Below are 20578 nucleotides of genomic sequence, written 5' to 3'. Positions count from 1 at the left end.
TCATTCCCTCGCGGGTTCGAATTCGGTGAGCCAGTCGTCCCCGAGCGGGCGGGCCGCGACACGGCGGAACTTGGGCATGGTGGCCAGCACCTCAACCGGCAGGGGATAGGCGGCAGGCATGCCATCGCCGCCCATCACGGCGGGGGCATGGAACCAGGCGAGGCGATCGACCAGCCCCTCCCGCAGCAGGGCGGCCGCGATCCCGGCGCCGCCCTCGGCCAGCACCCGTGTCACGCCGCGCTGGGCAAGGGCGGAAAGAAGGGGGCGAAGCTGCAGCCCCTCATCCCCCCGCGCCACCTTCGCCACCTCCACCCCCGCATCCTGATAGGGAGCGAGGGCGGCGGGGGGATGGCCGGGGACGGTGGCGAGAAGCGTCGGGTGGTCCCGCGCGGTGCGGACCAGCCTTGCGCCGGGCGGCGTGCGGAGCCGGGCATCGGCGATTACCCGCAGGGCGGGGGTCAGGGCCGCGCCCGCCAGCCGGCAGGTCAGGTCCGGGTCGTCGGCCAGCACCGTGCCGCTGCCGACCAGGATGGCGTCGTGGCGCGCGCGCATCGCATGCGCCTCCCGCCGGGCGGCGGGACCGGTGATCCAGCGGCTTTCCCCCGTCGCGGTCGCGATCCGGCCGTCGAGGGTGGTGGCGAGCTTGAGGGTGACGAGGGGCAGCCCTTCGCGGATGCGGCGGGCGAAGCCGGCATTGAGCGCCCGCGCCTCGGCTTCCAGCAGCCCCTCCTCGACCGCGATCCCGGCCTCTCGCAGACGGGCGAAGCCGCGGCCGTCCACACGGGGGTCGGGGTCGCGCATCGCCACCACCACGCGGGCGACGCCGGCCGCGATCAGGGCGTTGCAGCAGGGCGGCGTGCGGCCGAAATGGGAACAGGGCTCCAGAGTCACATAGGCGGTGGCGCCGCGCGCGGCTTCGCCCGCGCGGCGCAGCGCCTCGGTCTCGGCATGGGGGCGACCGCCGGGCTGGGTCCAGCCGCGGCCCACCACCCGGCCGTCGCGCACGATGACGCAGCCCACCGACGGGTTCGGCCATGTGTTGCCGAGGCCCCGCCGGGCCAGCGCCAGGGCGGTGCGCATCTGGGCGGCGTCGTCCAAGGTCAGGAACCTTCGATCTGTCCCAGGAAGGCCCGGAAGTCCTTCGCCTCGCGGAAATTCCGGTAGACGCTGGCGAAGCGGACATAGGCCACCTCGTCCACGTCGCGCAGCGTCTCCATCACCACCTCGCCGATGCGGCGGCTGGTGACCTCGCTGTCGGCCTCCACCTCCAGCCGGCGCTGGATGCCGTTCACGATGCGCTCGATCCGCTCCTCGTCGAAGGGCCGCTTGCGCAGCGCGACGCGGACGGACCGCGCCAGCTTATCCCGGTCGAAGGGTACGCGGCGGCCGTCGGTCTTCAGCACGATCAGCTCGCGCAGCTGCACGCGCTCGAAGGTGGTGAAGCGGTTGCCGCAGGCCGGGCAGGACCGCCGCCGCCGGATGGAGGCGCCGTCCTCGGCCGGGCGGCTGTCCTTCACCTGGGTGTCGTCGTTCCCGCAGAAGGGGCAGCGCATGTGTCTAGGCCCTCGGGTGCCGGGCGCGGCGCGGCGGGGCAGGCGGCCGTGCGGCGGCGTGCTGCCCCGCCCGCGCCGAGCCCCCGCGGCTCACGCGTAGATCGGGAAGCGCCGGCACAGGTCCAGCACGCGGGCCTTCACCGCGGTCTCGACCGCGCCGTTGCCGTCCGCGGCGTTGGCGCGGGCAAGGCCTTCCAGCACTTCCCCGATCATGCGGCCCACCTCGCGGAACTCCGCTTCGCCGAAGCCGCGCGTGGTGGCGGCGGGGCTGCCGAGGCGGACGCCGGAGGTCACCATCGGCTTCTCGGGGTCGAAGGGGATGGCGTTCTTGTTGCAGGTCAGGTGCGCGCGGTTCAGCGCGCCTTCCGCCGCCTTGCCGGTCAGGCGCTTCGGCCGCAGGTCCACCAGCACCAGGTGGTTGTCGGTGCCGCCGGTGACGAGGTCGAGGCCCTGGGCCTTCACCTCCTCGGCCAGGGCGCGGGCATTCGCCACCACCTGGCGCGAATAGGCGCGGAACTCGGGCTTCAGCGCCTCCCCGAAAGCCACCGCCTTGGCGGCGATCACATGCATCAGCGGCCCGCCCTGGAGGCCCGGGAAGACGGCGCTGTTGAACTTCTTCGCCAGCGCCTCGTCATCCGTCAGGATCATGCCGCCGCGCGGGCCGCGCAGCGTCTTGTGGGTGGTCGTCGTCGCCACATGCGCGTGCGGGAAGGGCGAGGCATGGGCGCCGCCCGCGACGAGGCCTGCGAAATGCGCCATGTCCACCATGAACAGCGCCCCCACCTCGTCCGCGATGGCGCGGAAGCCGGCGAAGTCCCATTCGCGGGCATAGGCCGACCCGCCGGCGATGATGAGCTTCGGCCGGTTCTCCAGCGCGATGCGCCGCACCTCCGCCATGTCGATGCGCTGGTCCTCGCGCCGCACCGTGTAGGGCACGGGCCGGAACCACTTGCCCGACAGGTTGGCGGGGGCCCCGTGCGTCAGGTGCCCGCCCGCCGCGAGGTCGAGGCCCATGAAGGCGTCGCCCGGCTGGAGGAGGGCGAGGAAGACCGCCTGGTTCGCCTGCGCGCCGCTGTGCGGCTGGACATTGGCGAAGCCGCAGCCGAACAGCTTCGTCGCGCGCGCCACCGCCAGGTTCTCGGCGATGTCCACGAATTCGCAGCCGCCGTAGTAGCGGCGGCCCGAATAGCCTTCCGCATACTTGTTCGTCAGCACGCTGCCCTGCGCTTCGAGCACCGCGCGGGAGACGATGTTCTCGCTCGCGATCAGCTCGATCCCGTCCTGCTGCCGGCCGAGCTCCAGGCCGATGGCGGCGGCGAGTTCCGGGTCGCTCTCGGCCAGGCCGGCCGAGAAGAAGCGCGCCGGGGTGACGGCGGGCGTGGTCTCGTTCATGGGCGGGGGCTCCAGTCCGGGGTCAGCTTGCGGACGCGGCGTTCGTGGCGGCCGCCGCCGAAGGGGGTGGCGAGGAAGGCGCGGAGCGCGTCGAGCGCGACCTCCACCCCCGTCATCCGGGCGCCGAGCGCGAGCACGTTGGCGTCGTTGTGCTCCCGCGTCAGCCGCGCGCCGGTCGCGTCATGCACCAGGGCGCAGCGGATGCCGGGGTGGCGGTTGGCGGCGATGGAGATGCCTATGCCCGTGCCGCAGACCAGCACGCCGAAGCGCGCCCGCCCGTCCAGCACCGCGGCGCAGACGGCATTCGCGAAATCGGGGTAGTCCACGCTTTCCGGCCCATGGGTGCCCATGTCGAGCGTGGGGTGGCCGGCGGCCTCCAGCGCCTCGCGCAGGGCCTGCTTCAGGGCCGGGCCGGCATGGTCGCAGCCGAGCGCGACGGGGGTGTCCTCGGGTCTCATGGCGCTGGGTTACCACTTCCTGTGTCCGGGCGGAACGCCGGCCCGCAATCCCTGGGGTCGCCGGCCGGGGCCACGGCTGCGCGGGGCAAGCCCGCCTCCCGCCCGGGTCGCGCGGGCCAAGCCTTTTCGCGGCGCGGGCGGGCGGCGGCAGGAACCTCGCGCCCCTTGGCCCGGCGGGGCGGGATATGCGACGACTCCCCCCGGCCAGACCCGGAGGGACCCCCCATGGCGGACAGCACGAACCCCGAGACCATCGCACTCCATGCCGGCTGGCGGGCGGATCCCACCACGGGCTCGGTCGCGGTGCCGATCCACCAGACCACCTCCTTCCAGTTCCAGGACACCGGCCATGCCGCGCGGCTCTTCGCGCTGCAGGAGATGGGGAACATCTACACCCGCATCATGAACCCGACGGTGGACGTGCTGGAGAAGCGCGTCGCCGCGCTGGAAGGCGGCGTCGCCGCGCTGGCGCTGGGCTCGGGCCAGGCGGCGACCACCTTCACGGTGATGAACCTGTGCGAGGCCGGGGACAACATCGTCTCCGCCACCGATCTCTACGGCGGCACCTGGAACCTGTTCGCGAACACGCTGAAGGGCTTCGGGATCGAGGTCCGCTTCGTGGACCCCGCCGATCCGCAGGCCTTCGTCCGCGCCACCGATGCCCGCACCCGCTGCTGGTACGCGGAAACCCTGCCGAACCCGAAGCTCCAGGTCTTCCCGGTCGCGGAAGTGGCCGCGCTCGGCCGCAAGCTCGGCGTGCCGCTGATCATGGACAACACGGCGGCGCCCATCCTGTGCCGTCCCCTCGCGCTCGGCGCGGCGGTGGTGATGCATTCGACCACGAAGTGGATCGGCGGCCACGGCACCAGCATCGGCGGCGTGGTGGTGGATGGCGGCAACTTCGACTGGGAAGCCCATGCGGAGCGCTTCCCCACGCTGAACAAGCCCGACCCCAGCTACCACGGCGCGGTCTGGACGCAGGCGGTGAAGCCGCTCGGCCCCGTCGCCTACATCATCCGCATGCGCACCTGCCTGCTGCGCGACCTCGGCGCGCCGATGGCGCCGATGAACGCCTTCCTCACCCTCCAGGGGCTGGAGACGCTGCCGCTGCGGATGGAGCGGCACTGCGCCAACGCCATCAAGGTGGCCGCCCACCTGGCCGGACACCCCGCGGTGGCGAAGGTAATCCATCCCAGCCTGCAGACCGGGGAAGCCAAGCGCCGCGCGGATGCCACGCTGAAGGGCGGCTACGGCAGCCTGATCGGCTTCGAGCTGAAGGCGGGCGCGGAAGCCGGGCGGCGCTTCATCGAGGCGCTGCGGATGTTCTACCACGTCGCCAACATCGGCGACGCGCGCAGCCTGGCGATCCACCCCGCGACGACCACGCACAGCCAGCTCAGCGCCGAGGAACAGGCGGCGTCCGGCGTCACGCCCGGCTATGTGCGGCTGTCGATCGGGATCGAGCACATCGACGACATCATCGCCGACCTCGACCAGGCGCTGGCTGCCGCCGGGGGCGGGATGAAGGCCGCCGCCGAATGACGGCGGAACCCCCCCGCGCCGCGCTGCATGCCAGCGCGGTGCCCGCCCCCGCGCAGCAGGGCGCCTTCCCGGCGATCCGGCCCCGCCGGAACCGGGTGGACGCCTTCACCCGCCGCCTGGTGGCGGAGAACCGGCTGTCCGTCGACGACCTGATCTGGCCTGTCTTCGTCATCGAGGGGACGGAGACGGAGACCGAGGTCGCCTCGATGCCCGGCGTGCGGCGCGTCACGCTCGACCGGCTCGCGCATCACGTCGCGCCGGCGGTGGCGGCGGGCATCCCCGCCGTCGCGCTGTTCCCCGCCACCCCGGCCGCGAAGAAGGACGCGGAGGGGACGGAGGCGAAGAACCCCGACAACCTGATGTGCCGCGCCGCGCGGCTGCTGAAGCACGAATACCCGCATCTCGGCCTGGTCGGCGACGTCGCGCTCGACCCCTACACCGACCATGGGCAGGACGGCGTGCTGCGCGAGGGGCCGGGCGGGCTCTACGTGGCCAACGACGAATCGCTCGAGGTGCTGACGGTGCAGGCGGCGATCCAGGCGGAGGCGGGCATCGACGTGATCGCGCCGTCCGACATGATGGATGGCCGCGTCGGCGCTATCCGCGCGGCGCTCGACGCGCGCGGGCTGATCCACACGCGCATCATGAGCTACGCCGCCAAATACGCATCGGCCTTCTACGGCCCGTTCCGCGATGCCGTGGGATCGGGCGGCGCGCTGAAGGGCGACAAGAAGACCTACCAGATGGACCCCGCCAATTCCGACGAGGCGATGCGGGAAGTCGCCCTCGACCTCGCGGAAGGGGCCGACATGGTGATGGTGAAGCCGGGGATGCCCTATCTCGACATCGTGCGCCGCGTGAAGGACCGCTTCGGCGTGCCGACCTTCGCGTACCAGGTCAGCGGCGAATACGCGATGATCATGGCGGCCGTCCGCAACGGCTGGCTGGACCGGGAGAAGGCGATGATGGAAAGCCTGCTCGGCTTCAAGCGCGCCGGCGCCGATGGCGTGCTGACCTATTTCGCGGTCGAGGCGGCGGAGGTCCTGCGCCGGCACCATTGATGGACGAGGTCGGGAAGATCAGGGCGCAGCGCGCCGAGGTGGAGGCCGCCCTCGTCTTCCGGCATGCGCCGGAGGGGGAGGGACGGATCCTCGCCTGGTGGCGGCTGCACGGGGCGCGGCGGGCGCGGCTTGCGGCGCTTCCGCCCGTGGAGGCCGCGAGGCTGCCCGCCCTGCCCCCGCCACCACCCGGCGCGCTCGGCCGATGGCAGGGGCTGCGGCTGCGGCTCGGCCTGCTGCGGCTGGAACGGGCGGCACCGCCCGCCCCGGTCGCGCGCGCCCTCGGCGGGGCGTGAGGCGAGGCGCGCCTAAAGCGGCCCCTCGTTGCTGGTCACCGCCTGGCGCCCGAGCTTCAGCGCCGCCGCCGTCTCCGCCACCACGCGGCCCTGGGTGCGCGCGATGTCCAGCTCGTTCGCGCTTGGCATCCGCGACCCGTCGCCCTTGGTGATGGTGGTCGCGCCATAGGGCGTGCCGCCGGTGATCTCCTCCATGGTCATCAGCTTCGCCTCGGAATAGGGCACGCCGACCACCACCATGCCGTAGTGCAGCAGGTTCACCAGGACCGAGATCGGCGTCGTCTCCTGCCCGCCATGCTGGGTCGCGGTTGAGGAGAAGGCGGCCCCCACCTTCCCTTCCAGCGCGCCCCTGGCCCAGAGCCCACCGGTCTGGTCGAGGAAGTTCGCCATCTGCGACGCCATCCGCCCGTAGCGCGTGCCGACGCCGACGATGATGGCGTCGTACTCCGGCAGCTCGGCCACGGTGGCGATCGGGGCGGGCTGGTCCATGCGGTAGCCCGACCGGCGGGCCACCTCCTCCGGCACCAGTTCCGGCACGCGCTTGATCACGACATCGGCGCCCGGGACGCCGCGCGCGCCTTCCGCCACGGCTTCCGCCATGCGCTCGATATGGCCGTAGGTCGAGTGGTAGAGCACGAGGATGCGGGGCATCTGATCTCCGGCGGGGCTGTTCCGCCGGAGAACGCGCCGCGCCGGGGGAGTTCCCTGCCCTACTCCACCTGCATCCGCAGCTCCCGCACCAGCGGCCGCACCGCGGCGACCTGGGCGTGGACGGAGGCGCCAAATTCCGCCGCGCTGTTGCCGCCCGGCTCGGCGCCCAGTTCGACGATGCGCGCGGCCAGCGGCGGGTGGCGAGCCGCGGCCGCGATCTCGTCATGCAGGCGTGCCAGCACCGGCTCCGGCGTGCGGGCAGGGGCGAAGAAGCCGTTCCAGCCCAGCAGTTCCGCATTCGGGAACCCCTGCTCCCGCACGGTCGGCACATCCGGCAGGGCGCGCGCCCGCTGCGCGGCCAGCGTCGCGACCGGGCGCAGCGCGCCGGCGCGGATATGCGGGAGGGAGGAGGAAAGCTGGTCGCCGCCGAAGGCGATGCGCCCGGCCAGCATGTCCTGCACCAGCGGCGCGGCGCCGCGGAAGGGGACGTGCTCCATCTGGAAGCCGCCGTCGCGCTTCAGCACCTCCCCGATCAGGTTGATGGTGCTGCCCGGGCCGGTGGAGCCGTAGAAGGCGGGCGGGTTCTGCGCCTTGGCCCAGGCCACCAGCTCGCGCAGGTCCCGCGCCGGCACCTGCGCCCCCACCAGCAGCATCATCGGCACGTTGGCGCCAAGGCTGATCGGCGCGAAGTCGCGCTCGATCGAATGCGGCGCGCGGCCGACGAATTCCAGCGCGGCGGTGGTGGTGGAGAAGGTGAGGTTGTGGAACAGCAGCACCTGCCCGTCGGCCGGCGCCTTCGCGACCACATCCGCCCCGATCGACCCGCCCGCGCCGCCCCGGTTCTCGACCACGACGGACACGCCCATCGTCTCCGTCAGGCGCTGGGCGTAGAGCCTGGCGAGGATGTCGGTGGTGCCGCCGGCCGGGAAGGGCACGACGATGCGGATGGGGCCGGCGGGCTGCCAGGCCTGGGCGCGGGCCAGGGCCGGGGCGCCGAGCGCGGCGGCGGCCAGGGCAAGGGTGCGGCGGGTGATCATGGCGGCCGGCATTCCTCCTCGGCGCGCCGCGTCGTGACCCGCGCGGCGCTTCTGCCCGGCAGGGTGCGGACCCGCCGGGCGCCGCGTCAAGCGGCGGAGAGGAAGCCCTCCACCAGCGTGATCTGGGCCGGGTCCATCAGCGCCGGCGCGTGGCCGATGCCGGGCAGCGTCACCAGCCGCACCGCCGGGCGCATCGCCATCTCGGCCGCGACCTCGGCCTCCAGCACGTCGCTGTCCGCGCCGCGCAGCAGCAGCGTGGGCACGGCGACGCGCGACCAGACGGCGGAAAGGTCCACTTCGCCGGTGGCGGAATTCTCGAAGGGGTCGGCGATCGCGGGGTCGTAATGCGGCGCGAGCCTGCCGTCCGGCAGCGTGCGGGCGCCGGTCTCGGCCAGGTGGCGCCACTGGGCGTCGGTCAGGCGGCCGAAAGGGGCGTGAACCTGGCGCAGATGGGCTTCCAACGCGGGCAGGTCGTCGAAGGCGAATTGCGTGCGGACATAGGCCGCGATGCGGCCCAGCGCGGCGGTCGGGATGCGGCTGCCGATGTCGTTCAGCACCAGCCGCCGGATCGGCTGCCCCTGCCCCGCCGCCACCATCATCCCGCAGATGCCGCCGAGCGAGGTGCCCACCCAGTCCACCGGCCCGTCGATGCGCGCCAGCAGATGCGCCAGCGCGATGACATAGGAGGGCGGCGAGTACAGCGCCGGCGGCGCCAGCCAGTCCGACCCGCCGCGCCCCGGCAGGTCCGGGCAGAACACCCGCCGCCCGCGCGCCGCCAGCGCCGCGGCCAGCGCATCGAAGTCCCGCCCGTTGCGGGTCAGCCCATGGACGCAGATGACGGGCGCACCCCCGGTCGGGCCCCATTCGGTCCAGGCCAGGCCGTGGAAGCCGCCGCCGAGGAGGTAGCGCAGATGCCCCCGCCGCATCCCGGCAGGGTCAGACAACGCCCTTCTCGCGCAGCGCCGCTACCTCGGCCTCGCTCAGCCCGAGAAGGCCGGACAGCACCTCCTCCGAATGCTCGCCGAGCGTCGGCGGGGGGATGCGGTAGTCGGGCGGGGTGGCCGACAGCCGCACCGGGTTGGCGATCACCTTGATGTCCTCGCCCGAGGCGTGCGGCAGGTGGACCACGCAGTTGCGCGCCTGCACATGCGGGTCCGCGAAGACGTCGGACAGCTTGTTGATCGGGCCGCAGCCGATCTTACGCTCCTCCAGCGCCGCCACCCATTCGGCGGTGGTGCGGGACTGCATCACCGGCGTCAGCGTGTCGGTGACCAGCTGCCGGTTCGCCACGCGTTCGGCATTGGTGGCGAAGCGCGGGTCCTCCAGCAGGTGTTCGCAGCCGAAGGACCGGCAGAAACGCTCCCAGGTCGGGTCGTTGCCGACGGACAGCACCATGTGACCGTCCTTAGTCGGGAAGACCTGGTAGGGCGCGATGTTCGGGTGCTGGTTGCCGAGCCGCGGCGGGTTCTCCCCCGTGGCCAGGTAGTTCATCCCCTGGTTCGCGAGCCATGCGACCGAGGTGTCGAGCATGCCGATGTCGATCTGCTGGCCCTGCCCGGTGCGTTCGCGGTGGCGCAGCGCGGCGAGGATGCCGATGCAGCCATAGAGCCCGGCGAACAGGTCCGCCACCGGCACGCCCACCTTCTGCGGCAGGCCGTCGGGCTCCCCGGTCAGGCTCATCACGCCGCCCATGCCCTGGATCAGCGCGTCATAGCCCGGGCGGGGCGCATAGGGGCCGGTCTGCCCGAAGCCGGTGATCGAGCAGTAGATCAGCCCCGAATACCTCGGCTTCAGCTGTTCGTAGCCGAGCCCGTATTTGGACAGCGCACCGACCTTGAAGTTCTCGACCAGGATGTCGCAGGTCTCGAGCAGGCGGTGGATGATGGCCTGCCCGTCCTCCTGCGCGATGTCGAGGGTGAGCGACTTCTTGTTCCTGTTGACCCCGAGGAAATAGGCGCTTTCCTTGGTGTTCAGCCAGAAGGGCGGCGCGAAGCCGCGTGTGTCGTCGCCGGATTCCGGACGCTCGATCTTGATGACCTCGGCACCCAGGTCGCCGAGCATCTGGGTGCAGGTCGGCCCCGCCAGGACCCGTGTCAGGTCGAGGACCCGCAAGCCCCGCAGCGGGCCACTCGGCGCCTTCTCCATCGCTTTCCAGCCCTCTCCCATCGGTCACCGCCCCACCATTGCCCAGGGGGGCTGGTCAACGCATTGTCGCGGCCGCTTATAAGGCCCCGATCCCGCGGGAGGAAACCCATGCTCGACCGTCCCCACCCCACGCCCGAGGCACCCACCACGGATTGCTTCGCCCTCGCCAAGGCCCTGTCCGGCGTCCACTTCATCGGCGGCCGCTACGTCCCCGCACGTTCCGGCAGGACCTTCCCCGTCATCAATCCCGCAACGGGCGCCGAGATCGGCCGCGCCGCGGAAGGTGATGCGTCCGACGTGGATGCTGCCGTCGCCTCCGCCGCCGAGGCGCAGAAGGCCTGGGCCAAGGTCCCGGCCCGCAAGCGCGGCGCCCTGGTCCATGCCTGCGCGACCGCGCTGAAGGCGCATGTCGAGGAACTCGGCCGCCTCATCGCGCTCGAGACCGGCAAGGCGCTGCGCACCGAGTCGCGCGTCGAGGCGAACGTCGTCGCCGACGTGTTCGAGTTCTTCGGCGGCCTCGGCAGCGAGCTGAAGGGCGAATCCGTCCCCTTCGCCCCCAACGTCCTGTCGGTGACGGTGCGCGAGCCGCTCGGCGTCGTCGGCGCCATCATCCCGTGGAACGTGCCCATGCTGCTGATGGCGCTGAAGGTCGCGCCGGCGCTGGTGGCGGGCAACACGGTGGTGGTGAAGTCGGCCGAGGAGGCGCCGCTTGCCGTGCTGCGCATCTGCGAGATCCTGAACCGCGTCCTGCCGCCCGGCGTCTTCAACATGGTATCGGGCTTCGGCCCGGAATGCGGCGCGCCGCTCGTCTCCCACCCCAAGGTGCGGAAGGTGACCTTCACCGGCTCGGTCGAGACGGGGAAGATCGTCTACAAGGCCGCGGCCGAGAAGCTGATCCCGGTGACGCTGGAACTCGGCGGCAAGTCGCCGATGATCGTCTTCGCCGACTGCGACTTCGACAAGACCGTCAGCGGCGCGCTCACCTCGATGCGCTTCACCCGGCAGGGGCAGTCCTGCACCGCCGCGTCGCGCATCTATGTCGAGCGCCCGATCTTCGACCGCTTCGTCACCGCCATGAAGACGGCGGTGGACGGGATGGTGATGGGCGACCCGCTGGACGAGGCGACCGACATCGGCACCATCATCAGCGACGGCCAGTTCGACAAGGTGAGGTCCTACATCGAGGAAGGCACCCGCACCCCGGGCGCCACCGCGCATGTGTGCAGTGCCATGCCGAAGGACCCGGCGCTGCGGAAGGGCCTGTTCATCCAGCCCGTGATCTTCACCGGCCTGACCGGCGAAAGCCGCCTGGTGCGCGAGGAGATCTTCGGCCCCGTCACCGTCATCCAGCCCTTCGACGACCCCGAGGCCGTGCTGGCTGAGGCGAATGACAGCGAGTACGGGCTGGCCGCCAGCCTCTGGACCAACAACCTGAAGGTGGGCCTCGACCTGGCGCACCGGCTGGAGGCGGGGCTGGTGCAGATCAACCAGAACCTCGTCGTGCAGGCCAACCTGTCCTACGGCGGCGTGAAGAGCAGCGGCCTCGGCAAGGAAGCCTCGCTCGAGGCGATGCTGGAGCACTTCACGCACAAGAAGACCATCATGGTGAACATGGCCTGACGGCCGGCTCGCGGCGAGGGGCCGGGTTCCGCCCCCGCCGCGCCAGCCGCGCGCCCAGGCGATGCGCGCGCGAATTGCCGGAAATCGCGCCTCTTTCTACCCTGGCGCGGCCCCCCATCTCTGCCGCGCCGGTGCCGTGCCGCGGCGGATGCGGCCGGCAAAAGGGGGGGTGCATGCGGGTCGATCGGGTCGCGGTGCGGGAACGAGGGGCGGCGGCAAGCCTCGCCCCCGTCGAGCTGACCATCCTGATGCCCTGCCTCGACGAGGCGGAGACGCTTGGAGCCTGCGTCCGCAAGGCGATGGACTACCTGGCCCGCAGCGGGATCGAGGGCGAGGTGCTGGTCGCCGACAACGGCAGCACCGACGGCAGCCAGGCCATCGCGGAGCGGCTCGGCGCACGCGTAGTGCCGGTGGCGGAGCGCGGCTACGGCGCCGCGCTGATCGCCGGCATCGACGCCGCGCGCGGCCGCTTCGTCATCATGGGCGACAGCGACGACAGCTACGACTTCGCCGCGCTCGACCCCTTCGTCGCGAAGCTGCGGGAAGGGTGGCAACTGGTGATGGGCAACCGCTTCCGGGGCGGCATCCGGCCCGGCGCCATGCCGCCGCTGCACCGCTACCTGGGCAATCCGGTGCTGTCGACCGTCGGGCGGGTGTTCTTCGGCAGCCCCGTCGGCGATTTCCACTGCGGGCTGCGCGGCTTCGACCGTGCGGCGGTGCTCGGGCTCGACCTGCGCGCGCCGGGGATGGAATTCGCATCCGAGATGGTGGTGAAGGCCACCGTGCAGGGGCTGCGGATCGCGGAGGTTCCCACGACGCTGTCGAAGGACGGGCGGTCCCGCCCGCCGCATCTGCGCTCCTGGCGGGATGGCTGGCGGCACCTGCGCTTCCTGCTGGTCTTCTGCCCGCGCTGGCTGTTCCTCTATCCCGGCGCGCTGCTGTTCCTGGCCGGGCTGGCGGCGATGGCGCTGCTGCTGCCAGGGCCGGCGCGCGTCGCGGGGGTGACATTCGACGTCCACACCCTGCTCTATGCCGCGGGCGCGGTGGTGATGGGCTTCCAGGCGGTGCAGTTCTGGACCTTCGCCCGCCTGCATGGCGCTCAGCAGGGGGTGGTTCCCGCCTCCCCCGCGCTGGAGCTGGTTCTGGCCCGCTTCGGGCTGGAACGGGCACTGCTGGCAGCCGGGGCGTTGGTGCTGCTGGGCCTCGGGCTCGGCGCCGGCACCGTGGCGATCTGGGGGGCGGAGCGGTTCGGGCCGCTTCCGGGGACCGGGGCGATGCGTCTCGCGATCGCCTCGGTCACCGCCATGCTGCTCGGGCTCCAGCTCGCCTTCGGCGCCTTCTTCGTCGCCGTGCTGGGGATGATGCGCAGCCGCTGAGCCGGGCTCGGCTTCCCTTTCCCGCGCGGCGGGTCCATCTCCCGCCGATGCGCGTCCTCCCCCGCCTGCTAGGCCGGCTGCTGGTCCTGGCCCTGGTGCTGTCCGTCCTCGCCTCCGCCCTCGCTGCGGCGCTGGTCTATTCCAGCGTGCCCGACGCGCGGGAGGAACTCGCGCTGCCCACCCTTTCGGCGCCGGTCGAGATCGTGCTCGACGCGGACGGCATCCCGCGCATCGCCGCAGCCTCCGAACGCGACGCGGCGGTGGCGCTGGGCTGGATGCATGCGCGGGATCGCATGTTCCAGATGGAAACCATGCGCCGCGGCGCCCAGGGCCGGCTGGCGGAGATCCTGGGTCCCCAGGCGCTGCGGCTCGACCGCTTCTCCCGCACCCTCGGCCTGGCGCAGCGGGCCGAGGCGGACCTGGCCGCGCTTCCGCCCGAGGCGCGGGACCTGCTGGAGGCCTATGCGGAGGGGGTGAACGCCCTGCTTGCCGCGCGCGGGCGGCTGGCCGGGCCGGAATTCATGGTGTTCGGCGAGCCGGAGCCCTGGAAGCCCGAACACTCCCTGCTCTGGGCCAAGGTCATGGGCCTCTGGCTGTCCGGCAACTGGCGGCGCGACCTGGAACGGTCGCGCCTTGCCGCGGCGCTGCCGCCCGGGCGGTTCGAGGTGCTGTACCCGGCCGACGACAGCCCTGGCCGGCCGGACCTGCGCGCGGCCGCACCGACCTCGGAGCCCACACATCTCGCCCGCCTGCTGGGTGCGGTGCCCGCCTTCGGCGTCGATGCGCCGCTGCCCGCCACCGCGTCGAATGCCTGGGTGGTGGCGCCCGCGCGCTCCGCCTCCGGCGCGCCGATCCTCGCCTCCGACCCGCATCTCGGCTTCCAGGCGCCGGTCCTGTGGTACCTCGCCCGCATCGAGCTGCCGGACGGGCGCTTCCGCGCCGGCGCCACCGCGCCGGGGGTGCCGGTGATGCTGATCGGCCGCAACGAGCGGCTGGCCTGGGGCTTCACCACCACCCATTCCGACACGCAGGACGTCTTCGTCGAGCGCCTGGCCGGCCCGGATGCCTACGAGACCCCGGACGGCCCCCGTCCCTTCGCCGTGCGGGAGGAACGCATCCGCATCCGCGGCGGCACCGAGGAGGTGCTGCGCGTGCGGGAAACGCGGCACGGCCCCGTCATCTCGGACCTCGATGCCGCGCCGGGCGGAGACACCGTGCTGGCCGTCGCCATGGCGAACCTGGCGCCGGCCGACAGCTCGGCCGACGCGCTGCTGGCGCTGAACCGCGCCCGGTCGCTGGCCGAGGCACGGGCCGCCGCCGCGCGGCTGTCGAGCCCGGCGCAGAACCTGGTGGTCGCCGACGCGGATGGCCGGATCGGGATGTATCTCGTCGGCCGCACCCCGGTCCGGGCCTCGGGCGACGGCAGCCTGCCGGCGCGGGGCTGGGACGGGGCGGGGGACTGGACGGGCTTCGTGCCCTTCGACGCGATGCCGCATGTCGAGGACCCGGCGGGCGGCGTGCTGGCCACGGCGAACAGCCGCCCCGCGCCGGCGGACCACCCGGTGTTCCTCGGCCGCGACTGGCCGGGCGACTGGCGGCTGCGGCGCATCGCGGAGCTGGTCGCGGCGCGGCCGCGGCACGACGCCGCCGGCTTCGTGGCGATGCAGGCCGACACCGTCTCGCTCCTCGCGCGGGAGGTGCTGCCGACCCTGCGGGCCGTCCAGCCGGGTGCCGCCGCCGCGCCCGCCCTGGCCCTGCTGCGGGGGTGGGATGGCGACATGCGGGCCGATGCGCCGCAGCCGCTGGTCTTCCACGCCTGGATGGCCGCCTTCCGCCGCCTGGCCCTGGCCGAGGCCGCCCTGCCGGAGGAAGCCGAGATCGGGCCGGAGGCGCTGCGCCGGATCCTGCACCCCGATGGCCGCGGCGCCGCCTTCTGCGGCGCGGGCGGCTGCGGCGCCCTGCTCGCCCGCGCGCTCGACGCCGCGGTGGCGGAACTGCGCGCGGCCCATGGCGGGGACCCGGCGTCCTGGCGCTGGGGCGCGGTCCACGTCGCCCGCTTCGACCACCCGGTGCTGCGCTTCGTCCCCGTGCTGCGCGACCTTGCCCGGCTGGAGGTGCCGACCGGCGGCGATGGGGAGACGATCTCCCGCGGGGGCTTCCGCGGCGCCGGGGACACGCCCTTCGCGCACCTGCACGGGGCCGGCTTCCGCGGCGTCTTCGACCTGGCGGACCCGGATGGCGCGCTGGTGATGATCGCCACCGGCCAGTCCGGCCACCCGCTGTCGGACCATTGGGGCGGGCTGCTGCAACGCTGGCGGGACGGCGACGTTGTGCGACTTGGGCGGCAGCCGGAGCGCGAGGGCGGCCGCATCCGCCTCCTCCCCTGCGCCAGCGGAGATGCCTGCTTGTCCCCCCGCCCCCTGTCGACCGACGCACCCCGTTCCCGGCCCAAGGTTGATTCGCTGCGGCACAACGCCGACACTGGCGGCTGAGGACCATGCTCCACCGCGCCGCACGCCGCCCGCAGTTCTTCTACACCACCGCCCCCCTGCCCTGCCCCTACCTGGCCGGGAGGACGGAGCGGAAGATCGTGACCGAATTGTCGGGCACCGATGCCGAACCCCTGCATGACCGCCTGTCGCGCGCGGGGTTCCGGCGCAGCCACAACATCGCCTATTCGCCCGTCTGCCCGGGCTGCCGCGCCTGCATCCCCATCCGCATCGTCGCCGGCGCCTTCCAGCCCGACCGGACGCAGCGGAAGATCATGCGCGCCAATGCCGACCTCTCCGCGGTCGAGATGCCGGCGCGTGCCAGCGCGGAGCAGTTCGCGCTGTTCCAACGATACCAGGGCGCCCGCCACGGCGACGGCGACATGGCGGCGATGGGCTTCTACGACTACCGCGCCATGGTGGAGGACACGCCCATCACCACCGGGATGGTGGAATTCCGGGACGAGCGCGGAAAGCTGGTCGGCGCCTGCCTGACCGACTGGCTGTCGGACGGGCTGTCGGCCGTCTATTCCTTCTTTGAGCCGGAGGAGGCGAAGCGCAGCCTCGGCACCTATGCGATCCTGTGGCTGGTGTCGCGCGCACGCAGCCTGTCGCTGCCCTATGTCTACCTTGGCTACTGGGTGCCGCAGAGCCAGAAGATGTCCTACAAGTCCCGCTTCCGGCCGAGCGAGACGCTGTCGGGCGGCATCTGGCGGGTGCTGCCCGAGGACGGCGCCGGGGCCGAGGCGATGGCCGAGACGGACGGGCAGGACAAGATCAGCGTCACCGGCTGAGCCGACCCGCCTCCGTCAGCCCACCCGCGTCACGCCGCCGCGCCGCGCTCCGCGAGCACGGCATCGAGGCTGCGCGCCACCTCGTCACGCAGGGAGGCTTCGGAGGCGGCGACGACCGGTCGGAACAAGGCGACGAGCAGGGCCACCATCTCCTCCCGCGTGCGGGTCAGGCCCTGGGCGGCATCGGGCGCCGCGGCGGCGAGCGCATCGAGGAGGTCTAGGATAGGGCGGCGCAGCCACATGGGAACCTCCTGCTCCGCCCGGACGGGCGGAAGGTTGCTGGCAGCGGCCTTCCTCGGGGCGGCGGGGCCGGCGGACGTGACGCGCCGCCGTGCCCATGAACCCAACCACGCCCGCGCGCCCGGCGCAAGCGGAAGGGGCGCTACACCCCGAAGCGGCGGTTCCGCGGGAAGCCCGTGGGCGGCATCTTGCCCGCCCCCGCCCGGCTGCCGCGCCAGGTGGCGAGGTCCGTCTCCACCCGAACGCCGCTGCCGTAGCGCCAGGCCAGCCCTTCCTTCCGGGCGAACACCTTCGCGTCCTTCAGCTCGCCGTCCTTCAGCGCGATCAGCTGCACGCCGCGGCCGCGCGTCATCTCCGGGATCTGGTCGAGCGGGAAGACCAGCAGGCGGTCATTCGCGGTGACCGCCACCGAATCACCCTCGACCGGCGTGCAGATGCAGGCTTCCTTCCCGGCCTCCGGCACCAGCACCTGCTTGCCGGTCCGCTTCTCCGCCAGCATCTCCTCGCCCTTCACGACGAAGCCCTTGCCGTCGGTCGAGGCGACGAGCCACTTCGCGCCGTCGGCATGGACGAACATCGCGACCACCGCGTCCTCGTTCGTCATCTCCACGATCAGCCGCACCGGCTGCCCGTCGCCGCGGCCGCGGGGGATGGCGTCCGCCTTCAGCGTGTAGGACCGGCCCGAGGTCGCGAACAGCACGATGCGGTCGGTGGTCTGCGCATGCACCCAGCCATGCAGCGCATCCCCTTCCTTGAAGCGCAGCTCCGCATCCTCGGGCAGGTGGCCCTTCTGGGCGCGGATCCAGCCCTTCTCCGACAGGATGACGGTGATCGGCTCCTTCTCGACGAAGGCGTTCTCGTCCACCGCGATGGCCGGCAGGACGCCGCCCACCTCGGTGCGGCGCCTGCCGAGCGCGGTCGCCTCGCCGAACTTCTCGCGCGTCGCCTCCAGCTCCCGCCCGATCGCCTCCCACCGCTTCGCCTCTGACTTCAGAAGCGCCTGCAGCCCCTTCTGCTCGGTGCTGAGCTTCCGGTGCTCCTTGCGGATCTCCATCTCCTCCAGCCGGCGCAGCGCACGCAGCCGCATGTCGAGGATGGCGTTCGCCTGCACCTCGGTCAGCGTGAAGGTGGCCATCAGCGCCTCCTTCGGCTTGTCCTCCTCGCGCACGATGCGGATGACCTCGTCGAGGTTGAGGTAGACGAGGAGGTAGCCGTCGAGGATCTCGAGCCGCCGCGCGATCGCCGCCAGCCGGTGCTCCGACCGCCGCACCAGCACGACATGGCGGTGGTCGAGCCAGGCGCGCAGCACCTCCTTCAGCCCCATGACGCGGGGCGTGCGGTCGGCGTCCAGCACGTTCATGTTCAGCGGGAAGCGGGTCTCGAGCGCGGAGGTGCGGAACAGCATCTCCATCATCAGCTTCGCATCGACCAGGCGCGTCTTCGGCTCCAGCACCAGCCGCACCACATCCGTGCTCTCGTCCCGCACGTCGCCCAGCAGCGGCAGCTTCTTCTCCTCCATCAGCTGCGCGATCTGCTCGATGAGGCGGGATTTCTGAACCTGGTAGGGGATTTCCGTGACCACCACCTGCCAGGTGCCGCCCTTCAGCGGCTCGACATGCCACTTCGCGCGGAGGCGGAAGCCGCCGCGGCCGGTGGCATAGGCTTCCCGGATGCTCTCGGCGCCTTCCACCAGCAGGCCGCCGGTCGGGAAGTCCGGTCCCTTCACATGCTGCAGCAGGTCGTCCGTGGTGGCATCCGGGTTGCGGATCAGCACCAGCGCCGCTCCGCAGAGTTCGCCCGCATTGTGCGGCGGGATGGAGGTCGCCATGCCCACCGCGATGCCCGCCGCGCCGTTCGCCAGCAGGTTCGGGAAGGCGGCCGGCAGGACCAGCGGCTCCTTCTCCTCGCCGTCATAGGTGGCGCGGAAGTCGACCGCGTTCTCCTCGATGCCCTCCAGCAGGGCCTGCGCGACCTCGGTCAGGCGGGCCTCGGTGTAGCGCATGGCGGCGGCGTTATCGCCGTCGATGTTGCCGAAATTGCCCTGGCCTTCGACCAGCGGGTAGCGCGCGGCGAAGTCCTGCGCCTGGCGGACCAGCGCCTCGTAGATCGAGCTGTCGCCATGCGGGTGGTACTTGCCCATCACGTCGCCGACGATGCGGGCGCATTTCTTGAAGCCCGCCGCCGGGTCCAGCTTCAGCTGGTGCATGGCGTAGAGCAGGCGGCGATGCACCGGCTTCAGCCCGTCGCGGACATCCGGCAGGGACCGGCTGACGATGGTGGACAGCGCATAGGCCAGGTAGCGTTCCGACAGCGCATCGGCGAGCTTCGTCTCGCGCGAGGCGCCGCCTTCGGGCAGTTGCTTGATGTCGTCCGGCATCGGGGGTCCCGGTATTCGCGGTTCGTTCTCGCCGGCCGGTCTACCCCATCTCGGCCGGCGGCGCCACCAGCGCCGCCACCCGGTCCACCAGCGCCTCCCGCGGCTGGGGCATGCCGCGATGGGTGCTGCCGAAGACGTCCCGGGCCAGGAAATGCCCGGTCAGCCGCAGGCCGGCCAGCCAGTCCGCCGGCTCCGAGGGGCCCTGCCCCAGCAGGAAGGTCGGCAGCGGCAGCAGCCGGTCCCGCCATTCCCCCGCCGCGCCGGCGGACACCGCCCGCCCGCTGCGGGGCGAGACGAAGGCGAGGTCCTCCGCCGTGCCCGTCACCGCGCAGCGCGTGAGGTCGAGCCCGTAGCCGAGATCGGCCAGCAGCTCCGCCTCCCACCGCACCAGCTCCGGCAGGGCGGCGGCGGCGCTGTCGGCCAGGCGGGCGACGATGCCGACCAGCCCGTGGAACAGGCGCGGATGCGGCTCGCGCTCCGGCAGGGCGGCATCGGCCACGGCGGTCGCGGCGCGCAGCACCGCCAGCGCCAGCGGGTCCTCCATGGCCAGCGCCGCCGCGGGATGCACCATCTCGGCCGAGACGGCGCCAAGCTGCTCGGCCAGCCGCGCGACCCAGCGCGCCTCCACCAGGTTGCCCGGCTGCCAGACCGGTGCCTGGGCGCGGGACGCGCCGCCCTTGGCCAGGCCGGCATGGCGTCCATGCGCTTCGGTCAGCAGCGTCACCAGCGCACCGGATTCGCCGTGCGGCCGCGCATCGAGCACGACGGCGGGGGCCTGCCATTCCATCCGCAAGCCCTTCCATATCGGCGCCGCGACGTCCAGCCGAGCGTGGAGGTTGTGCCGCCGCGCCAGCCCTCGCGCCGGGGGAGGATTCTGAACAAGTCGTGCATGGCACGCGGTGCCGATTGCGTGAGGCACCGCCCCCGGGACCGCCGGATGCGTCTAGGACGGGGGCATGCAACGACGCATCCTGCTCGGCGGCTTGTCGGCCGCCCTGCTGTCCCGTGCGGCGCAGGCCGGCGCGGGGCGGCGCCTCACGCTTCGCCATGCCCATACCGGCGCGCGCTTCGACGGCCCCTGGCACGATGGGGCGGCTCCCGACCCGGCCGCCATGGCGGAGCTTTCGGCCGTGCTGTCGGACAGCGCGGCCATCCAGCCCCTGCCCTTCGACGCCGCGGCGGTCGAGATCCTGTGGGAAGTCGCGCAGCGCGCGCGACTTGCGGGGGAACTGGTCGTGCGGTCCGGCTACCGGACGCCGGCGATCAACCGCGCCGTCCATGGCGCGGGGGACAGCCAGCACCTGCGGGCCGGCGCGATCGATGTCGAGGTGACGGCCGGGCGGATGGCGGCGGTCTCGGACGCGGCGCTGCGGCTCGGGCGCGGCGGGGTCGGGCTCTATCCGTTCCGCGGCTTCGTCCACCTGGACAGCGGCCCGGTGCGGCGCTGGAGCGACGACCGCGTGATGGAGGTGCGCCTGACGCCGCGCGAGGACCGCATCGGCCGCATCGCCGCCGCCTGGCGCGCCAGCGGCGGCTGGTAGGACCAGCCG

Annotated in this window: 19 protein-coding genes; 8 read left to right on the top strand and 11 right to left on the bottom strand. The window is 72.7% G+C overall.

All coding sequences use genetic code 11. The annotated features are described in order from the left end of the window. The 4 genes from ribD to rpiB form a co-directional block, all read right to left on the bottom strand. The gene (ribD, locus tag ACK8OX_RS02710) at nt 1–1098 is read right to left on the bottom strand and encodes a bifunctional diaminohydroxyphosphoribosylaminopyrimidine deaminase/5-amino-6-(5-phosphoribosylamino)uracil reductase RibD (RefSeq protein ID WP_430662382.1); all 1098 of its coding nucleotides are present in this window, start codon (nt 1096–1098) and stop codon (nt 1–3) included. A gap of 2 nt (nt 1099–1100) precedes the next feature. Next, nucleotides 1101–1553, bottom strand: coding sequence for a transcriptional regulator NrdR (gene nrdR / locus ACK8OX_RS02705; RefSeq protein ID WP_430662381.1), 453 nt, complete (start codon nt 1551–1553; stop codon nt 1101–1103). 90 nt (nt 1554–1643) lie between these two features. Then, nucleotides 1644–2945 carry a serine hydroxymethyltransferase gene (gene glyA, locus ACK8OX_RS02700; RefSeq protein WP_430662380.1) on the bottom strand — a complete coding sequence of 434 codons (1302 nt, stop codon included), beginning with the start codon at nt 2943–2945 and terminating at the stop codon, nt 1644–1646. Next, nucleotides 2942–3403: a ribose 5-phosphate isomerase B gene (rpiB, locus tag ACK8OX_RS02695; protein ID WP_430662379.1), complete on the bottom strand. Its 462-nt coding sequence runs from the start codon at nt 3401–3403 to the stop codon at nt 2942–2944. Before rpiB ends, glyA begins: the two co-directional genes overlap by 4 nt. A gap of 225 nt (nt 3404–3628) precedes the next feature. Here rpiB and ACK8OX_RS02690 point away from each other — a divergent pair, with 225 nt between their 5' ends. Genes ACK8OX_RS02690 through ACK8OX_RS02680 form a run of 3 tightly spaced genes read left to right on the top strand, consistent with a single transcriptional unit; the run spans nt 3629 to nt 6299 of the window. Next, on the top strand, nt 3629–4945 hold the full coding sequence (locus ACK8OX_RS02690; protein ID WP_430662378.1) for an O-acetylhomoserine aminocarboxypropyltransferase/cysteine synthase family protein: 1317 nt from the start codon (nt 3629–3631) through the stop codon (nt 4943–4945). Further along, nucleotides 4942–6006 carry a porphobilinogen synthase gene (gene hemB / locus ACK8OX_RS02685; RefSeq protein ID WP_430662377.1) on the top strand — a complete coding sequence of 355 codons (1065 nt, stop codon included), beginning with the start codon at nt 4942–4944 and terminating at the stop codon, nt 6004–6006. The genes ACK8OX_RS02690 and hemB overlap by 4 nt, the downstream gene beginning before the upstream one ends. Then, nucleotides 6006–6299 carry a hypothetical protein gene (locus ACK8OX_RS02680; RefSeq protein WP_430662376.1) on the top strand — a complete coding sequence of 98 codons (294 nt, stop codon included), beginning with the start codon at nt 6006–6008 and terminating at the stop codon, nt 6297–6299. The genes hemB and ACK8OX_RS02680 overlap by 1 nt, the downstream gene beginning before the upstream one ends. A 12-nt stretch (nt 6300–6311) precedes the next feature. Here ACK8OX_RS02680 and wrbA read toward each other — a convergent pair whose 3' ends face one another. The 4 genes from wrbA to ACK8OX_RS02660 form a co-directional block, all read right to left on the bottom strand. After that, nucleotides 6312–6950 carry an NAD(P)H:quinone oxidoreductase gene (gene wrbA / locus ACK8OX_RS02675; RefSeq protein ID WP_430662375.1) on the bottom strand — a complete coding sequence of 213 codons (639 nt, stop codon included), beginning with the start codon at nt 6948–6950 and terminating at the stop codon, nt 6312–6314. Between the two features lie 59 nt (nt 6951–7009). Continuing rightward, nucleotides 7010–7987 carry a Bug family tripartite tricarboxylate transporter substrate binding protein gene (locus tag ACK8OX_RS02670; RefSeq protein WP_430662374.1) on the bottom strand — a complete coding sequence of 326 codons (978 nt, stop codon included), beginning with the start codon at nt 7985–7987 and terminating at the stop codon, nt 7010–7012. Between the two features lie 86 nt (nt 7988–8073). Beyond that, on the bottom strand, nt 8074–8913 hold the full coding sequence (locus tag ACK8OX_RS02665) for an alpha/beta fold hydrolase (protein WP_430662373.1): 840 nt from the start codon (nt 8911–8913) through the stop codon (nt 8074–8076). A 10-nt stretch (nt 8914–8923) separates the two neighbouring features. Further along, nucleotides 8924–10132 carry a CaiB/BaiF CoA transferase family protein gene (locus ACK8OX_RS02660; RefSeq protein ID WP_430662372.1) on the bottom strand — a complete coding sequence of 403 codons (1209 nt, stop codon included), beginning with the start codon at nt 10130–10132 and terminating at the stop codon, nt 8924–8926. Between the two features lie 108 nt (nt 10133–10240). On the opposite strand from ACK8OX_RS02660, the gene ACK8OX_RS02655 reads away from it, so the two are divergent. The 4 genes from ACK8OX_RS02655 (at nt 10241) to ACK8OX_RS02640 (ending at nt 16411) form a co-directional block, all read left to right on the top strand. After that, nucleotides 10241–11752, top strand: a complete 1512-nt coding sequence (locus tag ACK8OX_RS02655; protein ID WP_430662371.1) for an aldehyde dehydrogenase family protein — start codon at nt 10241–10243, stop codon at nt 11750–11752. 173 nt (nt 11753–11925) lie between these two features. Continuing rightward, nucleotides 11926–13128 (top strand): glycosyltransferase family 2 protein, encoded by a 1203-nt coding sequence (locus tag ACK8OX_RS02650; RefSeq protein ID WP_430662370.1) that lies wholly within the window; start codon nt 11926–11928, stop codon nt 13126–13128. Nucleotides 13129–13175: 47 nt separating this feature from the next. Next, on the top strand, nt 13176–15620 hold the full coding sequence (locus ACK8OX_RS02645; RefSeq protein ID WP_430662369.1) for a penicillin acylase family protein: 2445 nt from the start codon (nt 13176–13178) through the stop codon (nt 15618–15620). Nucleotides 15621–15625: 5 nt separating this feature from the next. After that, on the top strand, nt 15626–16411 hold the full coding sequence (locus ACK8OX_RS02640; protein ID WP_430662368.1) for an arginyltransferase: 786 nt from the start codon (nt 15626–15628) through the stop codon (nt 16409–16411). 29 nt (nt 16412–16440) lie between these two features. Here the strand turns inward: ACK8OX_RS02640 and ACK8OX_RS02635 are convergent, their stop codons facing one another. The 3 genes from ACK8OX_RS02635 to recO all read right to left on the bottom strand — a co-directional run bounded on the left by ACK8OX_RS02635 (nt 16441) and on the right by recO (nt 19815). Further along, complete coding sequence (locus tag ACK8OX_RS02635) at nt 16441–16653, bottom strand: hypothetical protein (RefSeq protein ID WP_430662367.1); 213 nt, start codon at nt 16651–16653, stop codon at nt 16441–16443. Nucleotides 16654–16793: 140 nt separating this feature from the next. Continuing rightward, on the bottom strand, nt 16794–19028 hold the full coding sequence (gene parC / locus ACK8OX_RS02630) for a DNA topoisomerase IV subunit A (RefSeq protein WP_430662366.1): 2235 nt from the start codon (nt 19026–19028) through the stop codon (nt 16794–16796). A gap of 40 nt (nt 19029–19068) precedes the next feature. Then, nucleotides 19069–19815, bottom strand: a complete 747-nt coding sequence (gene recO, locus ACK8OX_RS02625) for a DNA repair protein RecO (protein ID WP_430662365.1) — start codon at nt 19813–19815, stop codon at nt 19069–19071. 169 nt (nt 19816–19984) lie between these two features. On the opposite strand from recO, the gene ACK8OX_RS02620 reads away from it, so the two are divergent. Then, a complete protein-coding gene (locus ACK8OX_RS02620; protein WP_430662364.1) occupies nt 19985–20569 on the top strand; it encodes a YcbK family protein in 585 nt (194 codons plus the stop codon). The last annotated feature ends 9 nt before the right edge of the window (nt 20570–20578 follow it).

This window comes from Falsiroseomonas sp. CW058 (assembly GCF_050563535.1).
In the GTDB taxonomy this organism is placed as follows: Bacteria; Pseudomonadota; Alphaproteobacteria; order Acetobacterales; family Acetobacteraceae; genus Falsiroseomonas.
The sequence above is the reverse complement of the archived record's forward strand: the minus strand, read 5'-3'. Positions and strand labels throughout refer to the sequence as shown.